Annotated in this window: 19 protein-coding genes and 6 tRNA genes; 16 read left to right on the top strand and 9 right to left on the bottom strand. The window is 69.9% G+C overall.

Annotated features, from left to right (window positions below; translation table 11 throughout):
- Positions 1-161 precede the first annotated feature (161 nt).
- From G3I56_RS10750 to G3I56_RS10735, 4 genes are all read left to right on the top strand, one after another.
- On the top strand, positions 162-395 hold the full coding sequence (locus tag G3I56_RS10750) for a hypothetical protein (protein ID WP_044472070.1): 234 nt from the start codon (positions 162-164) through the stop codon (positions 393-395).
- Positions 396-635: 240 nt separating this feature from the next.
- Entirely contained in the window at positions 636-845 is a 210-nt protein-coding gene (locus G3I56_RS10745) for a hypothetical protein (protein ID WP_006375967.1), read from the top strand.
- A gap of 338 nt (positions 846-1,183) precedes the next feature.
- On the top strand, positions 1,184-2,143 hold the full coding sequence (locus tag G3I56_RS10740; protein ID WP_164408676.1) for an aminoglycoside phosphotransferase family protein: 960 nt from the start codon (positions 1,184-1,186) through the stop codon (positions 2,141-2,143).
- 110 nt (positions 2,144-2,253) lie between these two features.
- A complete protein-coding gene (locus G3I56_RS10735) occupies positions 2,254-2,550 on the top strand; it encodes a zf-TFIIB domain-containing protein (RefSeq protein ID WP_164408675.1) in 297 nt (98 codons plus the stop codon).
- A 70-nt stretch (positions 2,551-2,620) separates the two neighbouring features.
- Here G3I56_RS10735 and G3I56_RS10730 read toward each other — a convergent pair.
- From G3I56_RS10730 to G3I56_RS10710, 5 genes are all read right to left on the bottom strand, one after another.
- Positions 2,621-2,692: transfer RNA gene (locus G3I56_RS10730), tRNA-Val, on the bottom strand.
- Between the two features lie 42 nt (positions 2,693-2,734).
- Positions 2,735-2,806, bottom strand: a tRNA-Val gene (locus tag G3I56_RS10725).
- Positions 2,807-2,841: 35 nt separating this feature from the next.
- Positions 2,842-2,913: transfer RNA gene (locus G3I56_RS10720), tRNA-Val, on the bottom strand.
- A 1-nt stretch (position 2,914) separates the two neighbouring features.
- Positions 2,915-2,988 (bottom strand) — tRNA-Cys (locus G3I56_RS10715).
- A 39-nt stretch (positions 2,989-3,027) separates the two neighbouring features.
- Positions 3,028-3,100, bottom strand: a tRNA-Gly gene (locus G3I56_RS10710).
- Positions 3,101-3,255: 155 nt separating this feature from the next.
- Between G3I56_RS10710 and G3I56_RS10705 the strand changes: the two genes are divergently transcribed.
- From G3I56_RS10705 to G3I56_RS10695, 3 genes are all read left to right on the top strand, one after another.
- The gene (locus G3I56_RS10705; protein ID WP_164408674.1) at positions 3,256-4,308 is read left to right on the top strand and encodes a chorismate-binding protein; all 1,053 of its coding nucleotides are present in this window, start codon (positions 3,256-3,258) and stop codon (positions 4,306-4,308) included.
- On the top strand, positions 4,305-5,126 hold the full coding sequence (locus G3I56_RS10700; protein ID WP_164408673.1) for an aminodeoxychorismate lyase: 822 nt from the start codon (positions 4,305-4,307) through the stop codon (positions 5,124-5,126). Before G3I56_RS10705 ends, G3I56_RS10700 begins: the two co-directional genes overlap by 4 nt.
- Before the next feature lie 74 nt (positions 5,127-5,200).
- Positions 5,201-6,025: a GNAT family N-acetyltransferase gene (locus tag G3I56_RS10695; protein ID WP_164408672.1), complete on the top strand. Its 825-nt coding sequence runs from the start codon at positions 5,201-5,203 to the stop codon at positions 6,023-6,025.
- Between the two features lie 34 nt (positions 6,026-6,059).
- On the opposite strand, the gene G3I56_RS10690 is transcribed toward G3I56_RS10695, so the two are convergent.
- Positions 6,060-6,602: a DsbA family protein gene (locus G3I56_RS10690; protein WP_164408671.1), complete on the bottom strand. Its 543-nt coding sequence runs from the start codon at positions 6,600-6,602 to the stop codon at positions 6,060-6,062.
- A 180-nt stretch (positions 6,603-6,782) separates the two neighbouring features.
- On the opposite strand from G3I56_RS10690, the gene G3I56_RS10685 reads away from it, so the two are divergent.
- Both G3I56_RS10685 and G3I56_RS43160 read left to right on the top strand, forming a co-directional pair.
- Positions 6,783-7,247, top strand: coding sequence for a hypothetical protein (locus G3I56_RS10685; RefSeq protein ID WP_164408670.1), 465 nt, complete (start codon positions 6,783-6,785; stop codon positions 7,245-7,247).
- Between the two features lie 204 nt (positions 7,248-7,451).
- Positions 7,452-7,604 (top strand): hypothetical protein, encoded by a 153-nt coding sequence (locus G3I56_RS43160; protein WP_006375961.1) that lies wholly within the window; start codon positions 7,452-7,454, stop codon positions 7,602-7,604.
- Positions 7,605-7,697: 93 nt separating this feature from the next.
- Here G3I56_RS43160 and G3I56_RS10680 read toward each other — a convergent pair whose 3' ends face one another.
- Positions 7,698-8,255 (bottom strand): CGNR zinc finger domain-containing protein, encoded by a 558-nt coding sequence (locus G3I56_RS10680; protein WP_164408669.1) that lies wholly within the window; start codon positions 8,253-8,255, stop codon positions 7,698-7,700.
- Between the two features lie 256 nt (positions 8,256-8,511).
- The gene (locus tag G3I56_RS10675) at positions 8,512-8,925 is read right to left on the bottom strand and encodes an SsgA family sporulation/cell division regulator (RefSeq protein ID WP_004002642.1); all 414 of its coding nucleotides are present in this window, start codon (positions 8,923-8,925) and stop codon (positions 8,512-8,514) included.
- 191 nt (positions 8,926-9,116) lie between these two features.
- Here G3I56_RS10675 and G3I56_RS10670 point away from each other — a divergent pair, with 191 nt between their 5' ends.
- From G3I56_RS10670 to G3I56_RS10640, 7 genes are all read left to right on the top strand, one after another.
- Complete coding sequence (locus G3I56_RS10670; protein ID WP_164408851.1) at positions 9,117-9,569, top strand: TIGR02611 family protein; 453 nt, start codon at positions 9,117-9,119, stop codon at positions 9,567-9,569.
- A gap of 54 nt (positions 9,570-9,623) precedes the next feature.
- Positions 9,624-9,695: transfer RNA gene (locus G3I56_RS10665), tRNA-Val, on the top strand.
- A gap of 528 nt (positions 9,696-10,223) precedes the next feature.
- Entirely contained in the window at positions 10,224-11,510 is a 1,287-nt protein-coding gene (locus tag G3I56_RS10660) for an extracellular solute-binding protein (RefSeq protein WP_164408668.1), read from the top strand.
- A 14-nt stretch (positions 11,511-11,524) separates the two neighbouring features.
- Positions 11,525-12,481, top strand: coding sequence for a sugar ABC transporter permease (locus tag G3I56_RS10655; protein WP_164408667.1), 957 nt, complete (start codon positions 11,525-11,527; stop codon positions 12,479-12,481).
- The gene (locus G3I56_RS10650) at positions 12,478-13,353 is read left to right on the top strand and encodes a carbohydrate ABC transporter permease (protein ID WP_164408666.1); all 876 of its coding nucleotides are present in this window, start codon (positions 12,478-12,480) and stop codon (positions 13,351-13,353) included. Before G3I56_RS10655 ends, G3I56_RS10650 begins: the two co-directional genes overlap by 4 nt.
- A gap of 10 nt (positions 13,354-13,363) precedes the next feature.
- Positions 13,364-13,972 (top strand): hypothetical protein, encoded by a 609-nt coding sequence (locus tag G3I56_RS10645; RefSeq protein ID WP_164408665.1) that lies wholly within the window; start codon positions 13,364-13,366, stop codon positions 13,970-13,972.
- A 132-nt stretch (positions 13,973-14,104) separates the two neighbouring features.
- The gene (locus tag G3I56_RS10640) at positions 14,105-16,837 is read left to right on the top strand and encodes a Tat pathway signal sequence domain protein (RefSeq protein ID WP_164408664.1); all 2,733 of its coding nucleotides are present in this window, start codon (positions 14,105-14,107) and stop codon (positions 16,835-16,837) included.
- A gap of 7 nt (positions 16,838-16,844) precedes the next feature.
- On the opposite strand, the gene G3I56_RS10635 is transcribed toward G3I56_RS10640, so the two are convergent.
- Positions 16,845-19,277, bottom strand: coding sequence for a hypothetical protein (locus tag G3I56_RS10635; protein ID WP_239134815.1), 2,433 nt, complete (start codon positions 19,275-19,277; stop codon positions 16,845-16,847).
- Positions 19,278-19,364 lie beyond the last annotated feature (87 nt).

Genomic DNA, 19,364 nt, shown 5'->3' with positions numbered 1-19,364 from the left:
ACGTTTCCACGGCCGGGTGCGCGCAGAGGCCGCGCCCTCTCGTCCCGATGGATTGTCAGTGCCGGGTGGGAGACTTGAAAGGTGGTCAGGGAGCGCGCGAGCAGGGCGGCTTGACGGTGGGTGTGATCCCAACCACCCGTCGCAGAAGGGGGATTGGACCCGTGAAGGGTGACCGCGTGGAGATAGTGGTGGATGCCGGGGACACGACACGTACGTATGAGGTGGTGGCCAGCAGGGCGGGCCGCAGGGTGGAGACGGCGGTACGCCGAGGTGTCGTGGAAGTGAGCGAAGTCACGAGGAACGGATCGGTTGTCCGCACGGCCCGCTTCATGGCGAACCGTGTCCTGGCCCTGGTCGAGCAGCCGGTGCCGAGGGAGGACAGCTCGGAACAGTAGGGACACACCGGGCGCCCCTTCCGGGAAGACCCTGAGACCTGGGACCCCGTCTCCACCCAGGGGAGTACTCCGCAGGTCACAGGTCATCCTCCGGGAGGCCCGGCAATCGGTACGAGGGCATGACGACCGCTACGTCTCGGCAGCCTAGATTTGAGGTCAAGCGGCGGGTGCAGCACTCGTCCCCCGAGGTCAGACACTCGCCGCTGCCAACCAACAAGAGAACGGTCAGGAGAGGGACCAATGGCCCACACGGCATCGCGGACGGCGCTCCGCACACAGGGACGCAAGGCGTACATCGCCGCGTTCCGTCCGCGCCGACAGGGCCAACGCCACCCGTTGGTGGCGACAGCCATGGTCCTCCCCCTGGCAGCCCTGCTCGTGGTCGTCTTCGGCGGCTGGGAAGCAGTGGTCACACAAGCGTCGTCCGTGGGAGTGATGCTGGGGCGCTGAGCGGCGACCCCAGGCCCGGAAGAGCGGTCCGGGCGGGGACATCCACCCATGAAACCCCGTGGGGACGGGGGTGCGGCGGACGGCAAAAAATGCCCGCGCAGCTGGGGAGCTGCGCGGGCATTGCCTTGCCCTTTTCAGCCCCGGCCCGCACCCCCAGCCCGTCCGGCGTTTGAGGACGAGGCCGTTCAGGCCGAAGGGGGTCCAGGGGCACAGCCCCTGGCGGGGTCGAAGGGGCGGAGCCCCTGGGATGGGACGGGTAGGGGCGGCGGGGGCGAAACAACCCACCGCAACCGGCCCGTACTCTCGCGACCAGACCCACCCACGCCCCAGGGAGCCCCGTGACCGCCACCTCCTTGCTCTCCGACCTCACCACCCGAGCCAAGGCCAAGGCCCACTCCCGCACCCACCTCTCCCCGTGCCCCTGCGGCGCAGCCACCCTCACCGACCGCCCCGATGGCACCGTCGTGCGCCACGCGGACACCGTCGCCAAGGCCCACTCCCCGGACACCACCCCCACCGACCTCACCGCCCGCCTCACTCTCGCCGCCCACCTCCCCGGCGTACTCCTGCCCCCGCTCAGCCCGACGCCCGTCGACCTGCACGGCAGGCTCGTGACGTTCTGGCCGTACGGCGACCCGGTCGACCCGGAGGACCCGGACGCGGCACCCTGGGAAGAGGCCGCCACCCTCCTCGCCCGCCTCCACCGGACCCCCGCCCCGCCCGGTCTGCCGCCCATGCGCGGCCCGGCCAAGGCGGCCCGCGCCATCGCCCGACTCCGGGCCACCACCCCACAGCCGGCCACCGAACCCGTCCTGCGCGCCTGGGCGACCCTCCCGGCCTGGGCCAGAGCCGAGGCCCCCATGCCCGACCTCCCCGGCCAGGCGCTCCGCCCGACCCTCTGTCACGGCGACCTCCACCTCGGCCAGCTCGTACGCCACCCCAGCCCGGACGGCCCCTGGCTGCTCATCGACGTGGACGATCTCGGCGTCGGAGCACCCGCCTGGGATCTGGCCCGCCCGGCCGCCTGGTACGCCTGCGGACTGCTCCCGCCCGACGAGTGGACCCGCTTTCTGACCGCCTACCGCACAGCGGGCGGCCCGGCCGTCCCCGCCGACGGCGACCCCTGGCCCGCCCTGGACGTCGCCGCCCGCGCCCTCACCGTGCAGACGGCCGCCCTGGCGATCGTCAAGGCGACGGCGGCGGACCGCCCGCTGGACGACGTACAGCGGGCCGTGGTCGACGCCTGTGCCCGAATGGGTTCGGTACCACCCGAGTTGGCCCACGAAAACACGAAGTAGGGTGCAACCGACCGGAGCCGGACCGAGTCTGTCCTGGCGAGAAGCAAAACCGGATCAAGAAGCAGTACCGGATCAAGAAGCAGTACCGACGGCGAGGAGTTGAGCCGAGCATGCAGTGTCCGAAGTGCCATGCGCCGATGCACACGTACAACCGCAACGGAGTCCAGATCGAGCAGTGCAGCGGTTGCCGGGGGATCTTCCTCGACTACGGCGAGCTGGAGGCGCTGACCCGCGTGGAGACCCAGTGGGCCGGGCCCGCCGCGCCGCCGCCCCAGGCCCCGCAGGCCTACCCGACCGCTCCCGCCCCCGCCTGGGGCGCCCCGCAGGGCGGCCACTACGGCGGCCATGGCGGTCACCACGGCAACAAGCGCCACAAGAGCTTCGGCCACATGCTGTTCTCCAGCTGACCGGAACGACTGGCTGGAACCACGAAGAAGCCCCCCGGCCGTTCGAGACGGCCGGGGGGCTTTCGGTGTGTGGACGATACTGGGATTGAACCAGTGACCTCTTCCGTGTCAGGGAAGCGCTCTCCCGCTGAGCTAATCGTCCTCGGGGCCACGACCCGAAGGCCGTGATTTCGTGACTACTGCGTGCGCGATACTGGGATTGAACCAGTGACCTCTTCCGTGTCAGGGAAGCGCTCTCCCGCTGAGCTAATCGCGCGGGGACCCTTGCGGATCAAGGTCCTTGCGGACCAGTGGACGATACTGGGATTGAACCAGTGACCTCTTCCGTGTCAGGGAAGCGCTCTCCCGCTGAGCTAATCGTCCTTGGAGGTGGAGACGGGATTTGAACCCGTGTAGACGGCTTTGCAGGCCGTTGCCTCGCCTCTCGGCCACTCCACCAGGAGTGCGGGGGTTCGGGAAGATCCCCCACTTCCTACGAGCGGACGACCAGGTTCGAACTGGCGACCTCAACCTTGGCAAGGTTGCGCTCTACCAACTGAGCTACGTCCGCATGTCGTTTCGGTGCGCTCTCGCGACCCGGCGACGAGTTGAACTCTAGCGGATTCCGGTGCCAGCACAAAAACGCGTTTGTGCAGCGTGCTGCGCTGTGTCCGCTCGAAGCAATGGTCAGGGCACCCGCAGGACACCCGCCATAGACTCGGCGGTGTGTCCGATCTCGCTCCTCTCGCCCGCTTCGGCGGTCGTGTCGCCACCGGTCTCCTCGATGTCACCAGCGATCCCACCGCCCTCGACTCCACCGGTTTCTGGGCCGTGTCCGCGGACTACGGCGGCCGTCTGACCTGCGCCCGCTTCCGGGACGTACGAGAGGAACCGGTGCCCGCGCCGAGGTCGGGACCGGGGGAGTGGCGGGGTCCGGCCGCCGGTGACTGGACGTCGTCTCTCGACCGCTCCGCGTACACGGCGGGGGTGCGCCGGATCCGTGAACACATCGCGACCGGCGAGGTCTATCAGGCGAATCTCTGCCGGGTACTGTCCGCGCCCGTCGCGCCCGGGGCGGACGTGGACGCCCTGACCTCGCTGCTCGCGCACGGCAACCCGGCACCGTTTGCAGGAACGATCCGCCTGCCCGTGCAGGGCGTCGAGATCGCCACCGCGTCCCCCGAACTCTTCCTCCGCCGCGCGGGCCGGACCGTCGAATCCGGCCCGATCAAGGGCACCGGACGCACCGAGGCGGACCTCCTGGAGAAGGACTACGCCGAGAACGTGATGATCGTGGACCTGGTCCGCAACGACATCGGGCGCGTCTGCGCGACGGGCTCGGTGACCGTCCCCGAACTGTGCGTCGTCGAGAAGCACCCCGGGCTGGTCCATCTCGTGTCGACGGTACGGGGTGAGCTGCGCCCGCACACCGGCTGGCCGGAGCTGTTGGCGGCGGCCTTTCCGCCCGGCTCGGTCACCGGCGCGCCCAAGTCGAGCGCCCTGCGGATCATCGACGCCCTGGAGACGGCACCCCGGGGGCCCTACTGCGGAGGTATCGGCTGGGTCGACGCGGACCGGGGTGCGGGCGAACTGGCGGTCGGCATCCGCACGTTCTGGATCGACCGGGCCGAGGGCATGCTGCGCTTCGGCACCGGAGCGGGCATCACCTGGGGTTCGGACCCCGAGGCCGAGTGGCGGGAGACCGAGCTGAAGGCGTCCCGGCTGCTCGCGGTAGCGTCGGGGGCGTATGCGGCCAGTGGAGAGGGATCGTTGACGTGAAGCTATGGCTCGACGGCGGGTTGCAGGACATCGAGACCGCCCGTGTCTCCGTGTTCGACCACGGACTGACCGTGGGCGACGGCATCTTCGAGACGGTGAAGGCCGTCGACGGCCGGCCGTTCGCGCTCACCCGGCACCTGGACCGGCTGACCCGCTCGGCCCGCGGCCTCGGCCTGCCCGACCCCGACCTCGACGAGGTCCGGCGCGCCTGTACGGCCGTACTCGCCGCCAATCCGATGTCCTTGGGCCGCCTGCGCATCACCTACACCGGTGGTCACGGGCCCCTCGGCTCCGATCGCGGGGAGCACGGCCCGACCCTGGTCGTCGCCCTCGGTGACTCCGCCCGGCGGCCCGACTCGACCGCCGTGATCACGGTCCCCTGGACGCGCAACGAACGTGGCGCCGTCACCGGCCTGAAGACCACGTCGTACGCCGAGAACGTCGTCGCCCTCGCCAGGGCGCGCGAACAGGGCGCGTCCGAGGCGCTGTTCGGCAACACGGTCGGCCGACTGTGCGAGGGGACGGGGTCGAACGTCTTCGTCGTCCTGGGCGGCGAGATCCACACCCCGCCGCTCGCCTCCGGCTGCCTCGCCGGCGTCACGCGCGCCCTCGTCGCCGAGTGGACGGGCGCCAAGGAGACCGACCTGCCGCTCGGCGTCCTTGAGGACGCCGACGAGATCTTCCTGACGTCCACCCTGAGGGACGTACAGGCTGTGCGGCGCGTCGACGACCGTCAACTCCCTGACGCACCGGGCCCGGTGACGGCCAAGGCGATGCGGGTCTTCGACGAGCGGGCCGGGGACGACCTCGATCCCTGATCCTGGGACAGGGTTTGGAGAAGCCGCATGTAAATGGGCTGACGCCGGACGCCGCAGCGGGTAGAACACCCCTGATGACCACCACCCTGCGGCCGACCGAGCCGCTGCAGCACGAGGCCGACGGGGCGCTTTCACGGCGCTATCAGGTGTGCGTGAACAGCCGTCCCGTCGGTGCGATACACCTTGGCACCGACCCCGTTTTCGGGGACTCCGTTGCGAAGATCCTTGACCTCCGCATCGACGAACGCGACCGGCGGCGGGGCCGGGCCACGGTGGCCGCACTCGCCGCGGAGGAGGTGGCACGCGGCTGGGGCTGCCGCCGCATCGAGGCGTCCGTTCCGGGCGACGCGCCGGCGGCCCTACGGCTCGCGACCGCGCTCGGCTACGTGCTGCGCAACCGCCGTATGGACAAGGCGCTCGGCGCCACCTCGCCCGAACTGCCCGCCGGAAGCCGTGGCCGGCCCATGACGGAGGCTGAGTTCGTTGGGTGGCAGGCGGCGGGCAGGCTGGACTACGCGCAGAGTTGGATCGACCGGGGAGTGTCGGCCGCGGAGGCACACGCCAAGGCGGCACGGGACCACGAGCAACTGCTGCCGCGTGGCGTGGCCAGCGAGGGCGTGACGCTCAGCGTTCTGGAACACGAGGGCACCCGGGTCGGCAGCCTGTGGCTGGGTTCCCGCGAGGGCCTGGGCTTCGTCTACAAGGTCGAGATCGACGCGGATCATCGGGGCAGAGGGCACGGCCGCGCCCTCATGCTCCTGGCGGAGGCCCAGTCGATCGCGGTCGGGCGCCCGGCCGTCTCCCTGAATGTCTTCGCGGGCAACACCCCGGCGGAACGGCTCTACGAGTCGTTGGGGTACGAGACGGTGACCCACCACATGTACAAGGACCTGCTGTAGGACGGCGGCCGGTCACCTCCGGGCGTGGGCGGCGTCAGACGTCCTGCCCGGCCAGCAGCCGGTCCACGATCTCCTCGATCCGTTCCCGCAGCCCGTCCTGGCTCTTGCCGCCGTCGAGACGCTCACCTGCGACGACGTACGTCGGTGTACCGGTCACGCCGATCGCCTTGCCCTCGGCCTGGTCGGCGTCGACGATCAGGATGTGCCGGCCGTCGATCAGCGCGGTGTCGAACTCCTCGGCGTCCAGACCGAGTTCACCGGCCACCTCGACCAGGAAGGGTTCGCCCTTACGGTCCAGCTCCTCGACCCGACCGAGCACGGCCTCGACGTACGGCCACGCCTGCCCCTGCTCCGCCGCCTCCTCGGCGGCCTGCGCGGCGGCGAAGGCGTGCTTGTGCCGCTCCAGCGGGAAGTGCCGCAGGCGCACCTCCAGCCGGTCGCCGTAGCGGGCACGCAGCGCGCGTACGTCGTCCAGGGCCGTGCGGCAGTCCGGGCACTGGAGCTCGCACCAGAGATCCAGGACGGGGACGGAGGCCGGGGCAGGAGCGCCGGCGGGCGCGGGGGAGGAGTCGCTCATGGGCACCAGTTTCCCAGCCGCGGCCGGGTCCGTCGTACGAGGGGCACCGGGACCTGTGGAGGAGCCGACCCGGAGATGTCCCTGATGTCGGGCCGGAGCATGGCATCCGGGGGACCGGGCGGTGCAGGATGGAAGGGACGAAGCGCACCATGCGCGACCGAACCCTGCCTGGAGGACCGGATGATTGCCGAGACCGTCTGTTCCGCCGTCTCCGCGGCCGGCCTGGGCATCGCGGTGGTCACGGCGTACCGCAAGCGTTTTCTCGCGGCTGCCCGGATCGCCGCGTACTCGCTGGTTCCCGTGGGCCTGGTGATGACCGGGGTGGTCGGGTGGGCGGCCGACACCGCCTTCAGCCCCTCTGCCTGGGCGGGCTTCGGCGTGCTCGGCGGCGCCTGGCTGCTCTTCACGACCACCCGCGCGGTGGAGCGGCGAAGGGGCGGCACCCGGCAGGAGCGCGGGGGGACCGGGGAGATACAGGTCGCGCGGCCCGAGGCGGTGGCCCCGGCGGCCTCCGCACCCTCGCTGGGGCAGGGCAGGGGCAAGACCTCCCGCCCGGCGGCCCAGCCCGCGGCCAAGCCGCGCGGTGGTGGTGCCGGGGACGACTTCAGTGACCTGGAGGCGATCCTGAAGAAGCACGGCATATGAAGAAGCACGGCATATGAAGAAGTGCCGCGTATGACGGGGTACGACAGGTGACGTACTGAAACGACACAAACGGCCGGGAGACGACGGAGGTCGCTCCGAAGCGATCATGACACGCTGGGGACATTAAGGAATTCGGCGAACTACCGCGCATTCCAGGCGTGTTGATCGCGTAGAGGGTGTCGGCTGCGTCATCATCGCGGCGAGATGCTGGACACAACACAGAGCGAGGCCGTGCCGCCGAAGGACGAGCCGCGCGGGTGCCTCTTCGCCCTTTCCCAGCCACCGCTGATGATCTTCCTTGCGGTGATCGGGTGTCTGCTCCTCATGGCTTCGTTGCACGATCTGCTGTTGCTATGAGCTGTACACGCCAGTCCCCGGCGTCACCCGCCGGGGACTGCGTCAGCACCAGGACCAGGATCAGGACCAGCTCTCCTGTCCGTCCGCCTCCCGTCAGCCCGCCGACTCCTTGCGGCGCGCCCGGTAGGCCGCCACGTGAAGCCGGTTTCCGCAGGTGCGGCTGTCGCAGTAGCGGCGCGACCGGTTGCGGGAGACGTCGACGAAGGCGTGCCGGCAGTCCGGAGCCTCGCAGCGCCGTAGCCGTTCCTGCTCGCCGGCGACCACGAAGAACGCGAGCGCCATCCCGCAGTCGGCGGCGAGGTGGTCGGCGATGGACGCGCCGGGGGCGAAGTAGTGCACGTGCCAGTCGTAGCCGTCGTGGTCGGTGAGCCGGGGCGTGGTGCCCGCGGCGGCGACCAGCTCGTTGATGACAGTGGCGGCGGTCCGGGCGTCCTGGGTCGCGAACACCCCGGCGAACCGTCCGCGGATGCTGCGCACGGCGGCGAGGTCGAACTCCGACAGCACGCCGATGTCGCTGATTTTGTGGTTTCGTACGAAATCCTCGAGCGCGTCGACATCGGGCAGTCCGTCCGCCGAGTCGTCCTCCGGCGCGGTGTTCACCAGATCGACCACGGTGTCGAGGGCGCACCGGGTGTCGTGGGTGATCAGCACGTTGCTCTCCCTGGCCTGCCTGGGCGGTCGGGCGGGCGCCCGCCGCCGATGCTGGCCGATGGTAGTGGCTCACAGCGACGGAGGTCGGCGCCGGTGTTCGGCGGGGGTCGGGTAAGTGGCCCGGGAAGGACATGCGGACGCACCGCCGCCGCCCCGCGGAAACCCGCGGGGCGGCGGCGGTGTGCCATATGCGGTTGTCACCCGAGCCGTCTCCCCGAGTGGACGGCGCCGGGCGGCTCAGTGGGGGTCCCTCGTCCTAGCTTTCCGCCAGGATGTGTGACAGTTCCTGGTCGAGGTCGAAGTGGCGGTGTTCCGTGCCGGGTGGCACGGCGGCGTCCGTTCGCTTCAGAAAGGACTCCAGGGCTCGTGCGGGGGCTTCGAGCAGGGCCTCACCCTCTGGGGAGCTGAGAGCGATGCAGACAACGCCCTGACCGTGGCTCCGGGACGGCCAGACTCGGACGTCGCCGGTGCCGGTGGGTCGGTGGAGGCCCTCCGCGAGCAAGTCGCGGGCGAACACCCACTCGACGGTTTCCTCGGCTCCGGTGTGGAAGGTGGCGTGCACGGCGTAGGGATCGGCCGTGTCATACCGCAGTCCTGCGGGAACGGGCAGTGAGGACTCGCTCGACACAACGAGGCGCAGGTGCAGCTCGCAGCTGACCGTGGTGTTCATAAGCGCCAAGGCCTTTCGCTCAGTGTGCGCTCGGGGATTCGCACGTCGGCGAAATCGACATGCCACCTACGGTGCCGTTGTAAACCCCTCTGAGTGTTTTGCGTGCCTTTACGTAACTCTTCCGGCCGAGGGCCGGTTCGTCGGCTTCGACCATTCCGGTGACCGGTTTCTGTCCGGTAGGGTTTGGCTGTATGAATACGGGGAGTGACAAGCCGGTCGAGGCTGTCGTGACACCAGATGAGACCGGGGCCGGTGCGGCCACGGGTGAGCGTGAGCTCGGGTCGAGAGCACCGGAATTCATCAAGGCGCGCCGCATGCTGCATGTGAGCTGGCAGGTCGGCGTCTTCGTCGTGGGCCTCGCGGTGGTGGGCGCCGGCATCGTCATGCTGCCGCTGCCCGGGCCGGGCTGGCTGGTGATCTTCGGCGGCATGGCGATCTGGGCGACCGAGTTCGTCTGGGCGCAGCTGGTACTGCGCTGGACGAAGCGCAAGGTCACCGAGGCGACACAGCGCGCACTCGATCCCAGGGTGCGCCGCCGCAACATCATTCTGACGACGGTCGGCCTGGTGATCGTGTCGGTTCTCGTCGGGATCTACGTGTGGAAGTTCGGGCTGGAAATGCCCTGGAAGATCAAGGATCAGTGATCCGGCGCATGTCCGGGGCACCCCCTGACATGGGGTAATGTTCTCCCTGCGTCCGGGCGATTAGCTCAGTGGGAGAGCGCTTCGTTCACACCGAAGAGGTCACTGGTTCGAACCCAGTATCGCCCACCGGATCGAGTGCGGCCCGTGTCCACGGAAATGTGGACACGGGCCGTATTTTTCGTTCGGCATCGCCTGTTCCGCGCAGACCGGTCGCGCTAGTACGGCCCGGCCCGACAACTCCACCCCGTACACCCTCGCGGCCCTCCTCGTGGCCGCGTCGTGCGACCCGGCGGGACCGCCGTGAGCCCTCCGGCAAATGCCCTCCCGTTGTCGTCGATACCGACATCGTCCTGTTCGAGCGTCCGCCCTGCCCGGCGTCAACTTCCCACCCGGCAGGCGCATTTCGGCCTCGTCCCAAATAAACACCGGGCGCCCGCCGATGTTCGGCCGGTCGACCCCGGGCGCCTCACCTGCAACGTCAACCTCCTTTCCGGAGGCCCGGGTCGACCCGCGCGCTGCCCGCGCCCAGCCCGCTCACAGAAAAATCCTGTCCGAATCATTGACGCATTCCGAGGCCCTCCGTAGCTTGTGCCAGCAAGCGCTTACTTGAAACGATTCACGCGGGCGCCAACGACGTCGCGGGGAGGGCCCACTGTGCCTAAGAACGGAAATGTTGAGAGGCGAACCATCCTCAAGGCGGCCGGAGCGTCGGCGGCCGTGCTGGGGCTGGCGACGACGACCGGATGTGGTGGCGACAGTGGTGCCGGAGACGGGAATGTGACGCTCCGTTATGCGTGGTGGGGTGGCGAACCGCGCACCATCGCCATCAAGAAGTCGATCGCGCTCTTCGAGAAGAAGTACCCGAAGATCAAGATCAAGCCGGAATTCACCGACTACGCGGCGTTCTGGGAGAAGTTCCAGACGCAGGCCTCCGGTGGTAATCCGCCGGACGTTTTCCAGAATGCTGTCGGCTTTTTGCGCAAGTACGACAAGCGCGGCGTTCTGCTGGATCTCAAGACGCAGGCGGACGCCGGGAATCTGGACCTGGAGAACTTCCGCAACGGTGTTCTGGCGAACGGTCAGGTCGACGGCAAGCAGCTCGGCATTCCCGTCGGCGCCAACACCATGGCGCTCGTCATCGACCTCAAGGCCTTCGAGAAGGCGGGCGTCGAGGCGAAGTTCGGCTGGACCTGGGACGAGTACTTCGCCGCGCTGCAGAAGATCCAGGACAAGCTGAAGATCGCCGGTGACACCGGCTACTTCGGCATCATGTACCTGTACGACCTGTACCTGCGCCAGAACGGCAAGGCCTTCTTCACCGACAGCGATCTCGGGTTCACCGAGGACGATCTCACGCAGTGGTGGACGGACGGCTACAAGCGCGTGAAGTCAGGCCTGGTCGCCGACCCCAAGAAGATCGAGCAGGTCGCGCCCAAGTCCGGTCTGTCGGCGGGGCTCGCCGCGTCCGAGTTCACCTGGGACAACTTCTCCATCCGTTACGAGGGCGAGGGGGAGTCCGACTACGGGCTCGCGCCGATCCCCACCACGGACGGCAAGGACACCGGCCAGTACCTCGGTTCGCTGATGATGAGTGCCTTCTCGGGGACCAAGCACCCCAAGGAGGTCGCCCAGTTCATCAGCTTCATGGTCCACGACCCCGAGGTCGGCAAGATCATGGGCTACGACCGCGGCATCCTCGCCACCACCGAGCAGTTCGACGCGTTCAAGCCGACCGATCCCAACAACAAGGGCGTCGCGGCCTACGAGGACGAGGTCGCCAAGGCCGGCGTGCTCGGGAAGATCACCCCGCACCCGTCCGGCGCGGACGTCGTCGAGGCCGCCTTCCTGCGTATCGGCGCCGAGATCGCCCAGGGCAAGACCAAGCCGGCCGACGGTGCGAAGGCGCTGTTCAGCGAGGCCAAGGCCGCGTTCGCGGGCTGAGGGGACGTACGACCATGACGCTCGTCAAAGAAGCGCCCGCGCGCCCGGTGCAGAAGCGGTCCGCCGCTCCTGTCGCCGGGCGGCGCGGGCGGCGCCGCGAGAACCTCGCCGGCTATCTCTTCATGTCGCCGTGGATCGCGGGGTTCCTGCTGCTCACGGCGGGGCCGATGATCGCGTCGCTCTACTACGCGTTCACCAGCTACAACCTGTTCACGCCGCCCCAGTGGGTGGGGCTGGACAACTTCACGACGATGTTCCAGGACCCGCGCTGGCAGAAGTCGGTCGAGGTCACGCTGAAGTACGTCGTCGTGGCCACACCGCTGAAGCTGCTCCTCGCGCTCGGCGTGGCACTGCTGCTCGCGCAGAGCCGGCGCGGACAGGCCCTGTACCGGGCGGCGTTCTACCTGCCGTCGCTCATCGGCGCCAGCGTGTCCGTGGGCTTCGTCTGGCGGGCGCTGTTCTCCGACGACGCCGTCGTGGACCGTACGCAGAAGGTCTTCGGGCTCGACGTCGGCGGCTGGATCGGCAACCCGGACTATGTCCTGTACGCCCTGGTGGCGCTGAGCATCTGGCAGTTCGGCGCGCCGATGGTCATCTTCCTCGCCGGGCTCAAGCAGGTGCCGCAGGAGCTGTACGAGGCCGCCGAGATGGACGGAGCCGGTCCCTTCCGGCGGTTCTGGAACATCACGCTGCCGATGATCTCCCCGGTGCTGTTCTTCAATGTGCTGCTGGAGTCCATCCACGCGTTCCAGGTGTTCGGCTCCGCCTATGTCGTCTCCGACACCCGGTGCGGGCCCGCCGACGCCACCCTCGTCTACACCTGCTACCTCTACCAGAAGGGCTTCAAGGAGGCCCAGATGGGCTTCGCCTCCGCGATGGCCTGGACGCTGGTGATCGCGGTGGCGCTCGTGACGGCGGTCCTGTTCTGGTCGCAGAAGAAGTGGGTGCACTACGAGGAGGCCGCCAAGTGACCAGTGCCACCAGCCCTGTTGCGAGCTCCGCCACCGAGCGGCGGCGCATCGGCTCCCTCGTCTGGCACGTGGGCGCGCTGCTCGTGCTCGCGGTCGTCCTCTACCCGGTGATCTGGGTGCTCGGCGCCTCGTTCAAGCCGAGCAAGGACATCATCGCCAGCCTCGACCTGCTGCCCACCAAGCCGGTCTGGGCGAACTTCTCCGGGCTCGCCGACGGCATCTCCGGCATCTCCATCGGCAGCTTCTTCAGCAACTCGCTGATGTACGCGGGCCTGGCCGTGGTCGGTGTGGTGATCTCCAGCTCGCTGACCGCGTACGCCTTCGCCAAGATCCGGTTCGCCGGGCGGAACCTGCTGTTCACGCTGATGATCGGCACCCTGCTGCTGCCGTACCACGTGCTGCTCATCCCGCAGTACGTGCTGTTCCGCAACCTCGGCTACATCGACACGCTCGTGCCGCTCGTCGCGGGCAAGTTCCTCGCCACGGAGGCGTTCTTCGTCTTCCTGATGGTCCAGTTCATGCGTGGGCTGCCGCGCGAGCTGGACGAGGCCGCCAAGCTCGACGGGTGCGGGCACCTGCGGACCTACTGGTCCATCGTGCTGCCGCTCAGCCGGCCTGCCATCATCACCAGCGCGATCTTCACCTTCATCAACGCGTGGAACGACTTCATGGGGCCGTTGATCTACCTCAACACCCCTTCCAAGTACACCGTTTCGCTCGGTCTGATGATGTTCCGCGACCAGGAGGGCATCTCCAACTACGGCAGCATGATCGCCATGTCGCTGGTGGCGCTGGTGCCGGTCGTCGCCTTCTTCATGGCCTTCCAGCGCTACCTCATCGACGGTATGGCGACCTCCGGACTGAAGGGCTGAGGCGGCCACCATGGCCCAGACACGCGTGAAGGCACGCCCCCCGCGCAATGCGCGCAAGGAGTCCGTGTTCGGCGAGCGATTCGCGCTCTTCGCCGAGTGCCTGCTCACCGGGGTGTGGATCGCCGTGGCCTGCCTCGGGGTCGTCACCTACCCCGCGGCCTTCGCCGCCGGCGCACGGCATCTGCGGCGTCGTACCACCCACGTGAGCGGTGGCCTGCGGGAGTTCATCGCGGACTTCCGGGCGGCCGTGCGCGGCGGGTGGGCCGTCGGGCTCGTCGGCTGGGCGCTGGCCGCCGCGGTCTGGGTGGACGTCCTGGCCGCACGGGCCGGGATTCCCGGCGGGCGGTTCGTCGGGGCCGTCGGCATCTTCGCGCTGATCGGGCTCGCCGTGGCCCTGCTGCGGGCGGCGGCCGTCTGGACGCCGGGCGCCCCCTGGCGGGCGCTGCTCGCGGACGCCGGGCGCCGAACGCTGCGCGATCCCGCCGGGTCCTTGCTGGTCGTCTGCGGGCTGGCCGTGGTGGTGCTGTCCGCAGGGTTTCTTCCGCCGCTGGCGGTTCCCGTCCTCGGGGCCGTCGAGGCGGCGGCCGTCGCCGTGGAGGAGCGGTACCGGCGCCGCTGACGGGCGGCGCCCTCGCGCAAGGTCGGCGCCCGGGCGTCGCACCCCTCTCTGTCATGCCCCTGACCGCCACCTCTGACCACTACCCCTGACCATCACCCCTGCATCCGCACGGAAAGGAAAGGCTGGTCTCCCATGTCTCCCATCCCCCGCAGGTCACTCCTCAAGGCCGCCGCAGTCGCCGGAGCCGCCGCCCAGTTCAGCTGGGCCCTCGGTTCGACCGCGCAGGCCGCGCCCGCAGCCGCCGAGGCCGACGCCGATCCCGTGACCCTGGACTGGCTGGAGGACGGCGGCCTCGGCGCCGCACCCGGCTCCACGGTCGGCGTGCCCTGGCCCAAGGGCACCTACGACGCGAGCCAGACCTTCGCGCTCACGGACGCCACCGGCACGGCCGTACCCGTGCAGTCCTGGCCGCTCGCCTACTGGCCCGACGGCTCCCTCAAGTGGACCGCGCACGCAGTGAGTTCGGGCTCCGGCAAGCTGACGCTCGCCGCCGGGGCGCCTGCGGCCCCCGCCGCGAAGGTCACCGTCGACAAGAGCGGCGGAACCATCGACATATCGACCGGAGTCATCACCGCGCGCATTGGCAAGTCCGGCTCCACGCTGGTGAAGTCGGTGAAACGCGGCTCCACCGAGATCGCGAAGAACGGGCGGCTCGTCCTCATCCGCCAGCCCGAGATCGAGGACGAGGACCAGGGCGCCACCAAGTTCGAGCGCTTCGAGAGCGCCATCGGCAAGGTCGAGGTCGAACAGGACGGTCCCGTAAGGGCAGTTGTCCGCATCGACGGCAAGCACCGCAAGGGCAGCCGCAGTTGGCTCCCGTTCTCGGTCCGCCTCTACTTCTACGCCGGCGCCGACTCCTTCCGCATGGTCCACACCATCACGTTCGACGGCACCCAGGAACCCGGCAAGGCCAGCGGGGACTTCATCCGCGGCATCGGGGTCCGTTTCACCGTGCCGATGCGGGACGCCTCCTATGACCGGCACATCCGGATCGGCGGCGACGGCACCGGACTGCTGCGCGAGGCCGTCAAGGGCATCACCGGGCAGCGGCGCGACCCCGGAGCGACCGTCCAGGCCGCCCAGTTCGCGGGGGAGAAGCTGGCCGACCCCTCGACCTGGGACCAGCGCGTCACCACCCGCCTCCAGTACATCCCCGAGTGGGGCGACTACACCCTCTCCCAGCTCTCCGCCGACGGCTTCACCCTCCGCAAGCGCACGAAGAAGGGACACGGCTGGATCGGCGCCGGCGGCGGCAAGCGCGCCTCCGGATTCGGCTACGTCGGCGGGGCGAGCGGCGGATTCTCCTTCGGGCTGAGGGACTTCTGGGAGAAGCACCCCGCCCAGCTCGACATCCGCGACGCCCAGACCGACGAGGCCGAGGTCACCCTCTGGCTCTGGTCGCCCGAGGCCCAGCCCATGGACCTGCGCTTCTACCACGACGGCATGGGCCAGGACACGTACGCCGAACAGCTCGAAGGCCTCAACATCACCTACGAGGACTACGAACCCGGCTTCGGCACCCCCTACGGCATCGCCCGCACCTCCGAACTCCTCTTCTGGGCCAACGAGTCGACCCCGACCGCCGAGAAACTCGCCGAACAGGTCGAAGCCGTACGGGTGCTGCCGCAGCTCGCCGCCCCGCCCAGGCAGCTCATCAAGGCCCAGGTCTTCGGCCCCGGCCTCTACTCCGAGCCCGACCGTTCCACGCCAGCCAAGGCCAAGATCGAGGACCACCTCGACTTCCTCTTCACCTACTACAAGGACCAGGTGGAGATGCGCCGTTGGTACGGCTTCTGGGACTACGGCGACATCATGCACTCGTACGACCCCGTCAGGCACCAGTGGCGGTACGACGTCGGCGGCTACGCGTGGGACAACTCCGAACTGTCGCCCGACCTCTGGCTCTGGTTCGCGTACCTGCGCTCCGGCCGCGCCGACATCTTCCGCTTCGCCGAGGCGATGACCCGGCACACCGGGGAGGTGGACGTCTACCACCTCGGGCAGTGGGCAGGCCTCGGCACCCGGCACGGCGTGCAGCACTACGCCGACAGCGCCAAGCAGCAGCGCATCGCGAACACCACCTACCGCCGCTACTACTACTTCCTCACCGGTGACGAACGCGTCGGCGACCTCATGCACGCCAACGTCGACAGCGACGAGACGTTCCTCGCCCTCGACCCGTTGCGCAAGATCCGCACCGAGCCGTACACACCCGACCGGCACGCCCTGTCGATCGGCTTCGGCACCGACTGGAGCGGGCTCGTGTCGGCCTGGCTGACCGAGTGGGAGCGCAAGGGCCCCAAGTGGGAGAAGGCCAAGGCGCGGGTCCTGTCCACCATGGAGACCATCGCCGCCCAGCCCAACGGCTTCGTGCAGGGCAGCGGCCTGTACGACCTCGACACCGGGAAGTTCGCCGTCGCCGCGGCGCCCGTCGTCGGCGTCTCGCACCTCTCCGCGGTCTTCGGGCTCAACGAGCTGTGCGCGGAACTGATCGACCTGGTCGAGATGCCGAAGTTCAAGGAGGCGTACCTCGACTACTGCCGCTACTTCAACGCCACCAAGGCCGAGCAGGCGGCCCGCTACGGCTCCAACTTCGGCACGCTGCTCCTCTTCCAGGGTCACTCGCGGCTCGACGCGTACGCGGCCGTACAGACCGGTGACGCGAAGCTTGTCACGCGCGCGTGGGACAAGTTCTACAACTCCGACGGCTACAAGGAGTCGGCCCCCTGGAAGACCGAGCCGGTGAGCGGCCCGGTCGCGCTGGTCCCGGGCAGCGAGGCCAACTGGGTGTACACCAACGACACCGCCCTCTACGGTCTCGCCGCCATCGAGAACCTCGCCCTGCTGGGCCACAAGATGCCGTAGCGGACGGCTAGTTCATCCTTCCCAGGACCTCCCGCACCCGCCGGACATCGCGGATCCGCCGCTCGTACGTCGCTCCGAGTACGAGCAGCAGCAGTCCGGCGAGGGCGGGAGGGATCCAGCGGGGGAGAGCATCGGTGACCTGGACGAGGTAGGGCGCGAGTTCGTGCAGCGTGTCCAGGACCAGCACCGAACCGCCGAGCACGAGGAGAGCCTGGAGGCGGTGCCGGGCGCCCAGCAGGGTGACCAGCAACGCCGCCAGGCCCAGCAGCAGGGGGCGGGTCCAGTGCGTGTCGCCCCAGGCCGCGACCAGGCTCGGCACGAGGGTGGCGGCCAGGCCGGGACCGTACGCCGTCCAGGACGACGCCTGCGGGTCGCGACGCCGGCGCAGGGCACCGAGCAGCAGCGCCAGGACGGTGACCGGAAGCGTGTACACCTCGGGCGTCTCGACGTCCCAGGCCGCCAGGCGTACCCAGGTGGCCAGCACGAACAGGGCGGCGGCCGCGTAGCCCACGGGGCGGCGGTCCGGGCGGATCGCCGTGCCCCCTGCGATCACCGCGCACAGGGCCAGCACCAGGGCCAGCAGCGGTGGGTCGGTGAGCGCGAGCCCGACCGCGAGCAGCCCGCCGACCGCGCCCGTGATCTCGACCGGCACGACCGCCCGGGCGTTGCCCCGGCGTGCGGCCGACAGGGCCGCGGTCGCGGGGACGGCGAGCACGAGCAGCGCGGTGTGCGAGAGCTGCCAGTCCAGGGCGGCGCCGGTCGCGCAGGCGAGTGCGGCGGCGTACCCGAGTGCGGCCGGCGCTGTGACAGGGGCCAGACGCGGGTGCCACGAGGCCGCCGTGAACAGCGCGGTCAGGGTGGACAGCACGGCGAGGGTCGCCGACTGCGAGGCGAGGGAGAGGAAGGCGAGGCTGAGGGAGCCGACCAGGGCGAGGACGAGGGCGGTGAGCCGAGGCGGAGTGAACGGACGGACCGGCGTTGCCGCTGGCGGGACGTGCGCGCCTCGGCGGACGTACACCGTCGCCGCGAGCGCCCCGGCTGTCATGACGCCGTGGGTGAGCAGAGCTGCCGCATAGGGGAGTTCGAGTACCGCCGGAAGCGCGACCGCCGTCGCCCACAGCAGGGCCGGCGCGCCGCACAGCGCCTGAGGCTGCCGGACGCCCGCCCGGACGGTCAGGAGGAGCACGGCCGCGACGGCCGCCAGGACGACGGGAGCCGTCTCCGTGTGTTGCGGCCAGGGGGTGCCGAGCGACACCCCGGCACGGGCGTCCGACGGGGCGCCGGTCCAGGCGCGATCCACCCAGCCGACCGGCCCGAGCAGCGCCAGACCGACCACGGGCAGCGCCCACAGCACGGCCAGCGCCTGCACGGTGCCCGAGGCCCACACAAAGCCGTGCCGCACCGCCGCAGGCAGTCGCCCGGCCCGGAGCGTCGCCAACAGGGCGATCCCGCACGCCAGATGGACCGGAACGGTCCACGCCTCCGGCAGCGCCGGGCGCACCGCACCGCCGAGGGCCGCGACGACGAGCAGCCCTGCGGTCACTGCGAGGCCGAGGGCGCCCTTCCGGCCGGGGCCGTGCTCGTCGGTGCGCGCCTCCGACAGGCTGCCGTGCCAGGAGGCGCCCAGCGCTGTGGCCGCCGCGAGGAGGAGGAGCGCCGCCGCACGGGCGACGGCGCTCGGGCCGGTGGCCGTCCAGGACAGCCAGCCGGCGGCCAGTACACCCCAGCCGCCCATGCCGTACGCGCCGATCGCCGCGACGACCCGTATCGAACGGGCCGTCACCCGGAGCGCCACAGCGGTATCGAACACAGCCGTGAGCAGGAGCGCGACCGTGACCCCGTAGGGCACCGCGTCGCCGGCCAGCGCCCAGAGCAGCAGCGGGAGTTGGGCCGAGGCCAGGGCGGCGGGCAGGGGCAGCCGCAGGCCGCGGGTGGCGGGCAGCAGGCCGTACCCGGCCCACATCACCGCGAGCACGGCCGCCGCGACCGCCGCGTATCCCGTGCCGTCGGTGCCCGCGAGCGCCGCCGCGTGGAGCGCGTAGGCGTCCAGCACCATCAGCGTGAGCCCGAGGCCCGCCACCGACTCGGCCGTCGAGCGCAGTCCCCGCTTCAGCAGCACCACCGGAGTGGCGAGCGTGGCCAGCGTGACCGCGCCCAGCACCAGGGCCCGCCCGGTGATTCCCAGATGACCCCAGCTGACCAGTGTGAACACCATCGCCGCGATGGTGAGCAGAACACCGCCGAGCAGGAGCAGCACGTTCTGGACGCTCGGCGCGGACGACTCGGGGCGGGGCGGCGCGACAGGCGTCGGCCGTGCCTGGTGCAGGGCCGCGACCAGCCAGGCGCGGCGCGTCAGCAACTGGGTCCGGCGGGCGTCCAGTTGCCACAGCTCGGCGTCGATGAGCCGCAGCTCCTCGGCCGGGGGCGGAAAATGCGTCATGCTGACGAGTGTGGTTCGCGCCACTTCGTACGGCATGAGTCTGCGTACTCAGTACGTACTCAGATGTGCCTCTGGGCCTCCGTCCGG

This window comes from Streptomyces sp. SID12488, from assembly GCF_010548275.1.
Taxonomy (GTDB): Bacteria; Actinomycetota; Actinomycetes; order Streptomycetales; family Streptomycetaceae; genus Streptomyces.
Note: the sequence above shows the minus strand (reverse complement) of the source record. Positions and strands in the feature narration are given on the sequence as shown.

Excerpts from the sequence above, each read along its gene's own strand:
- G3I56_RS10745 (WP_006375967.1), top strand. The coding sequence starts at position 636 with ATGGCCCACACGGCATCGCGGACGGCGCTCCGCACACAGGGACGCAAG.
- G3I56_RS10735 (WP_164408675.1), top strand. The coding sequence starts at position 2,254 with ATGCAGTGTCCGAAGTGCCATGCGCCGATGCACACGTACAACCGCAAC.
- G3I56_RS10695 (WP_164408672.1), top strand. The coding sequence starts at position 5,201 with ATGACCACCACCCTGCGGCCGACCGAGCCGCTGCAGCACGAGGCCGAC.
- G3I56_RS10690 (WP_164408671.1), bottom strand. The coding sequence starts at position 6,602 with ATGAGCGACTCCTCCCCCGCGCCCGCCGGCGCTCCTGCCCCGGCCTCC.
- G3I56_RS10685 (WP_164408670.1), top strand. The coding sequence starts at position 6,783 with ATGATTGCCGAGACCGTCTGTTCCGCCGTCTCCGCGGCCGGCCTGGGC.
- G3I56_RS43160 (WP_006375961.1), top strand. The coding sequence starts at position 7,452 with ATGCTGGACACAACACAGAGCGAGGCCGTGCCGCCGAAGGACGAGCCG.
- G3I56_RS10675 (WP_004002642.1), bottom strand. The coding sequence starts at position 8,925 with ATGAACACCACGGTCAGCTGCGAGCTGCACCTGCGCCTCGTTGTGTCG.
- G3I56_RS10670 (WP_164408851.1), top strand. The coding sequence starts at position 9,117 with ATGAATACGGGGAGTGACAAGCCGGTCGAGGCTGTCGTGACACCAGAT.
- G3I56_RS10655 (WP_164408667.1), top strand. The coding sequence starts at position 11,525 with ATGACGCTCGTCAAAGAAGCGCCCGCGCGCCCGGTGCAGAAGCGGTCC.
- G3I56_RS10645 (WP_164408665.1), top strand. The coding sequence starts at position 13,364 with ATGGCCCAGACACGCGTGAAGGCACGCCCCCCGCGCAATGCGCGCAAG.
- G3I56_RS10640 (WP_164408664.1), top strand. The coding sequence starts at position 14,105 with ATGTCTCCCATCCCCCGCAGGTCACTCCTCAAGGCCGCCGCAGTCGCC.
- G3I56_RS10635 (WP_239134815.1), bottom strand. The coding sequence starts at position 19,277 with ATGACGCATTTTCCGCCCCCGGCCGAGGAGCTGCGGCTCATCGACGCC.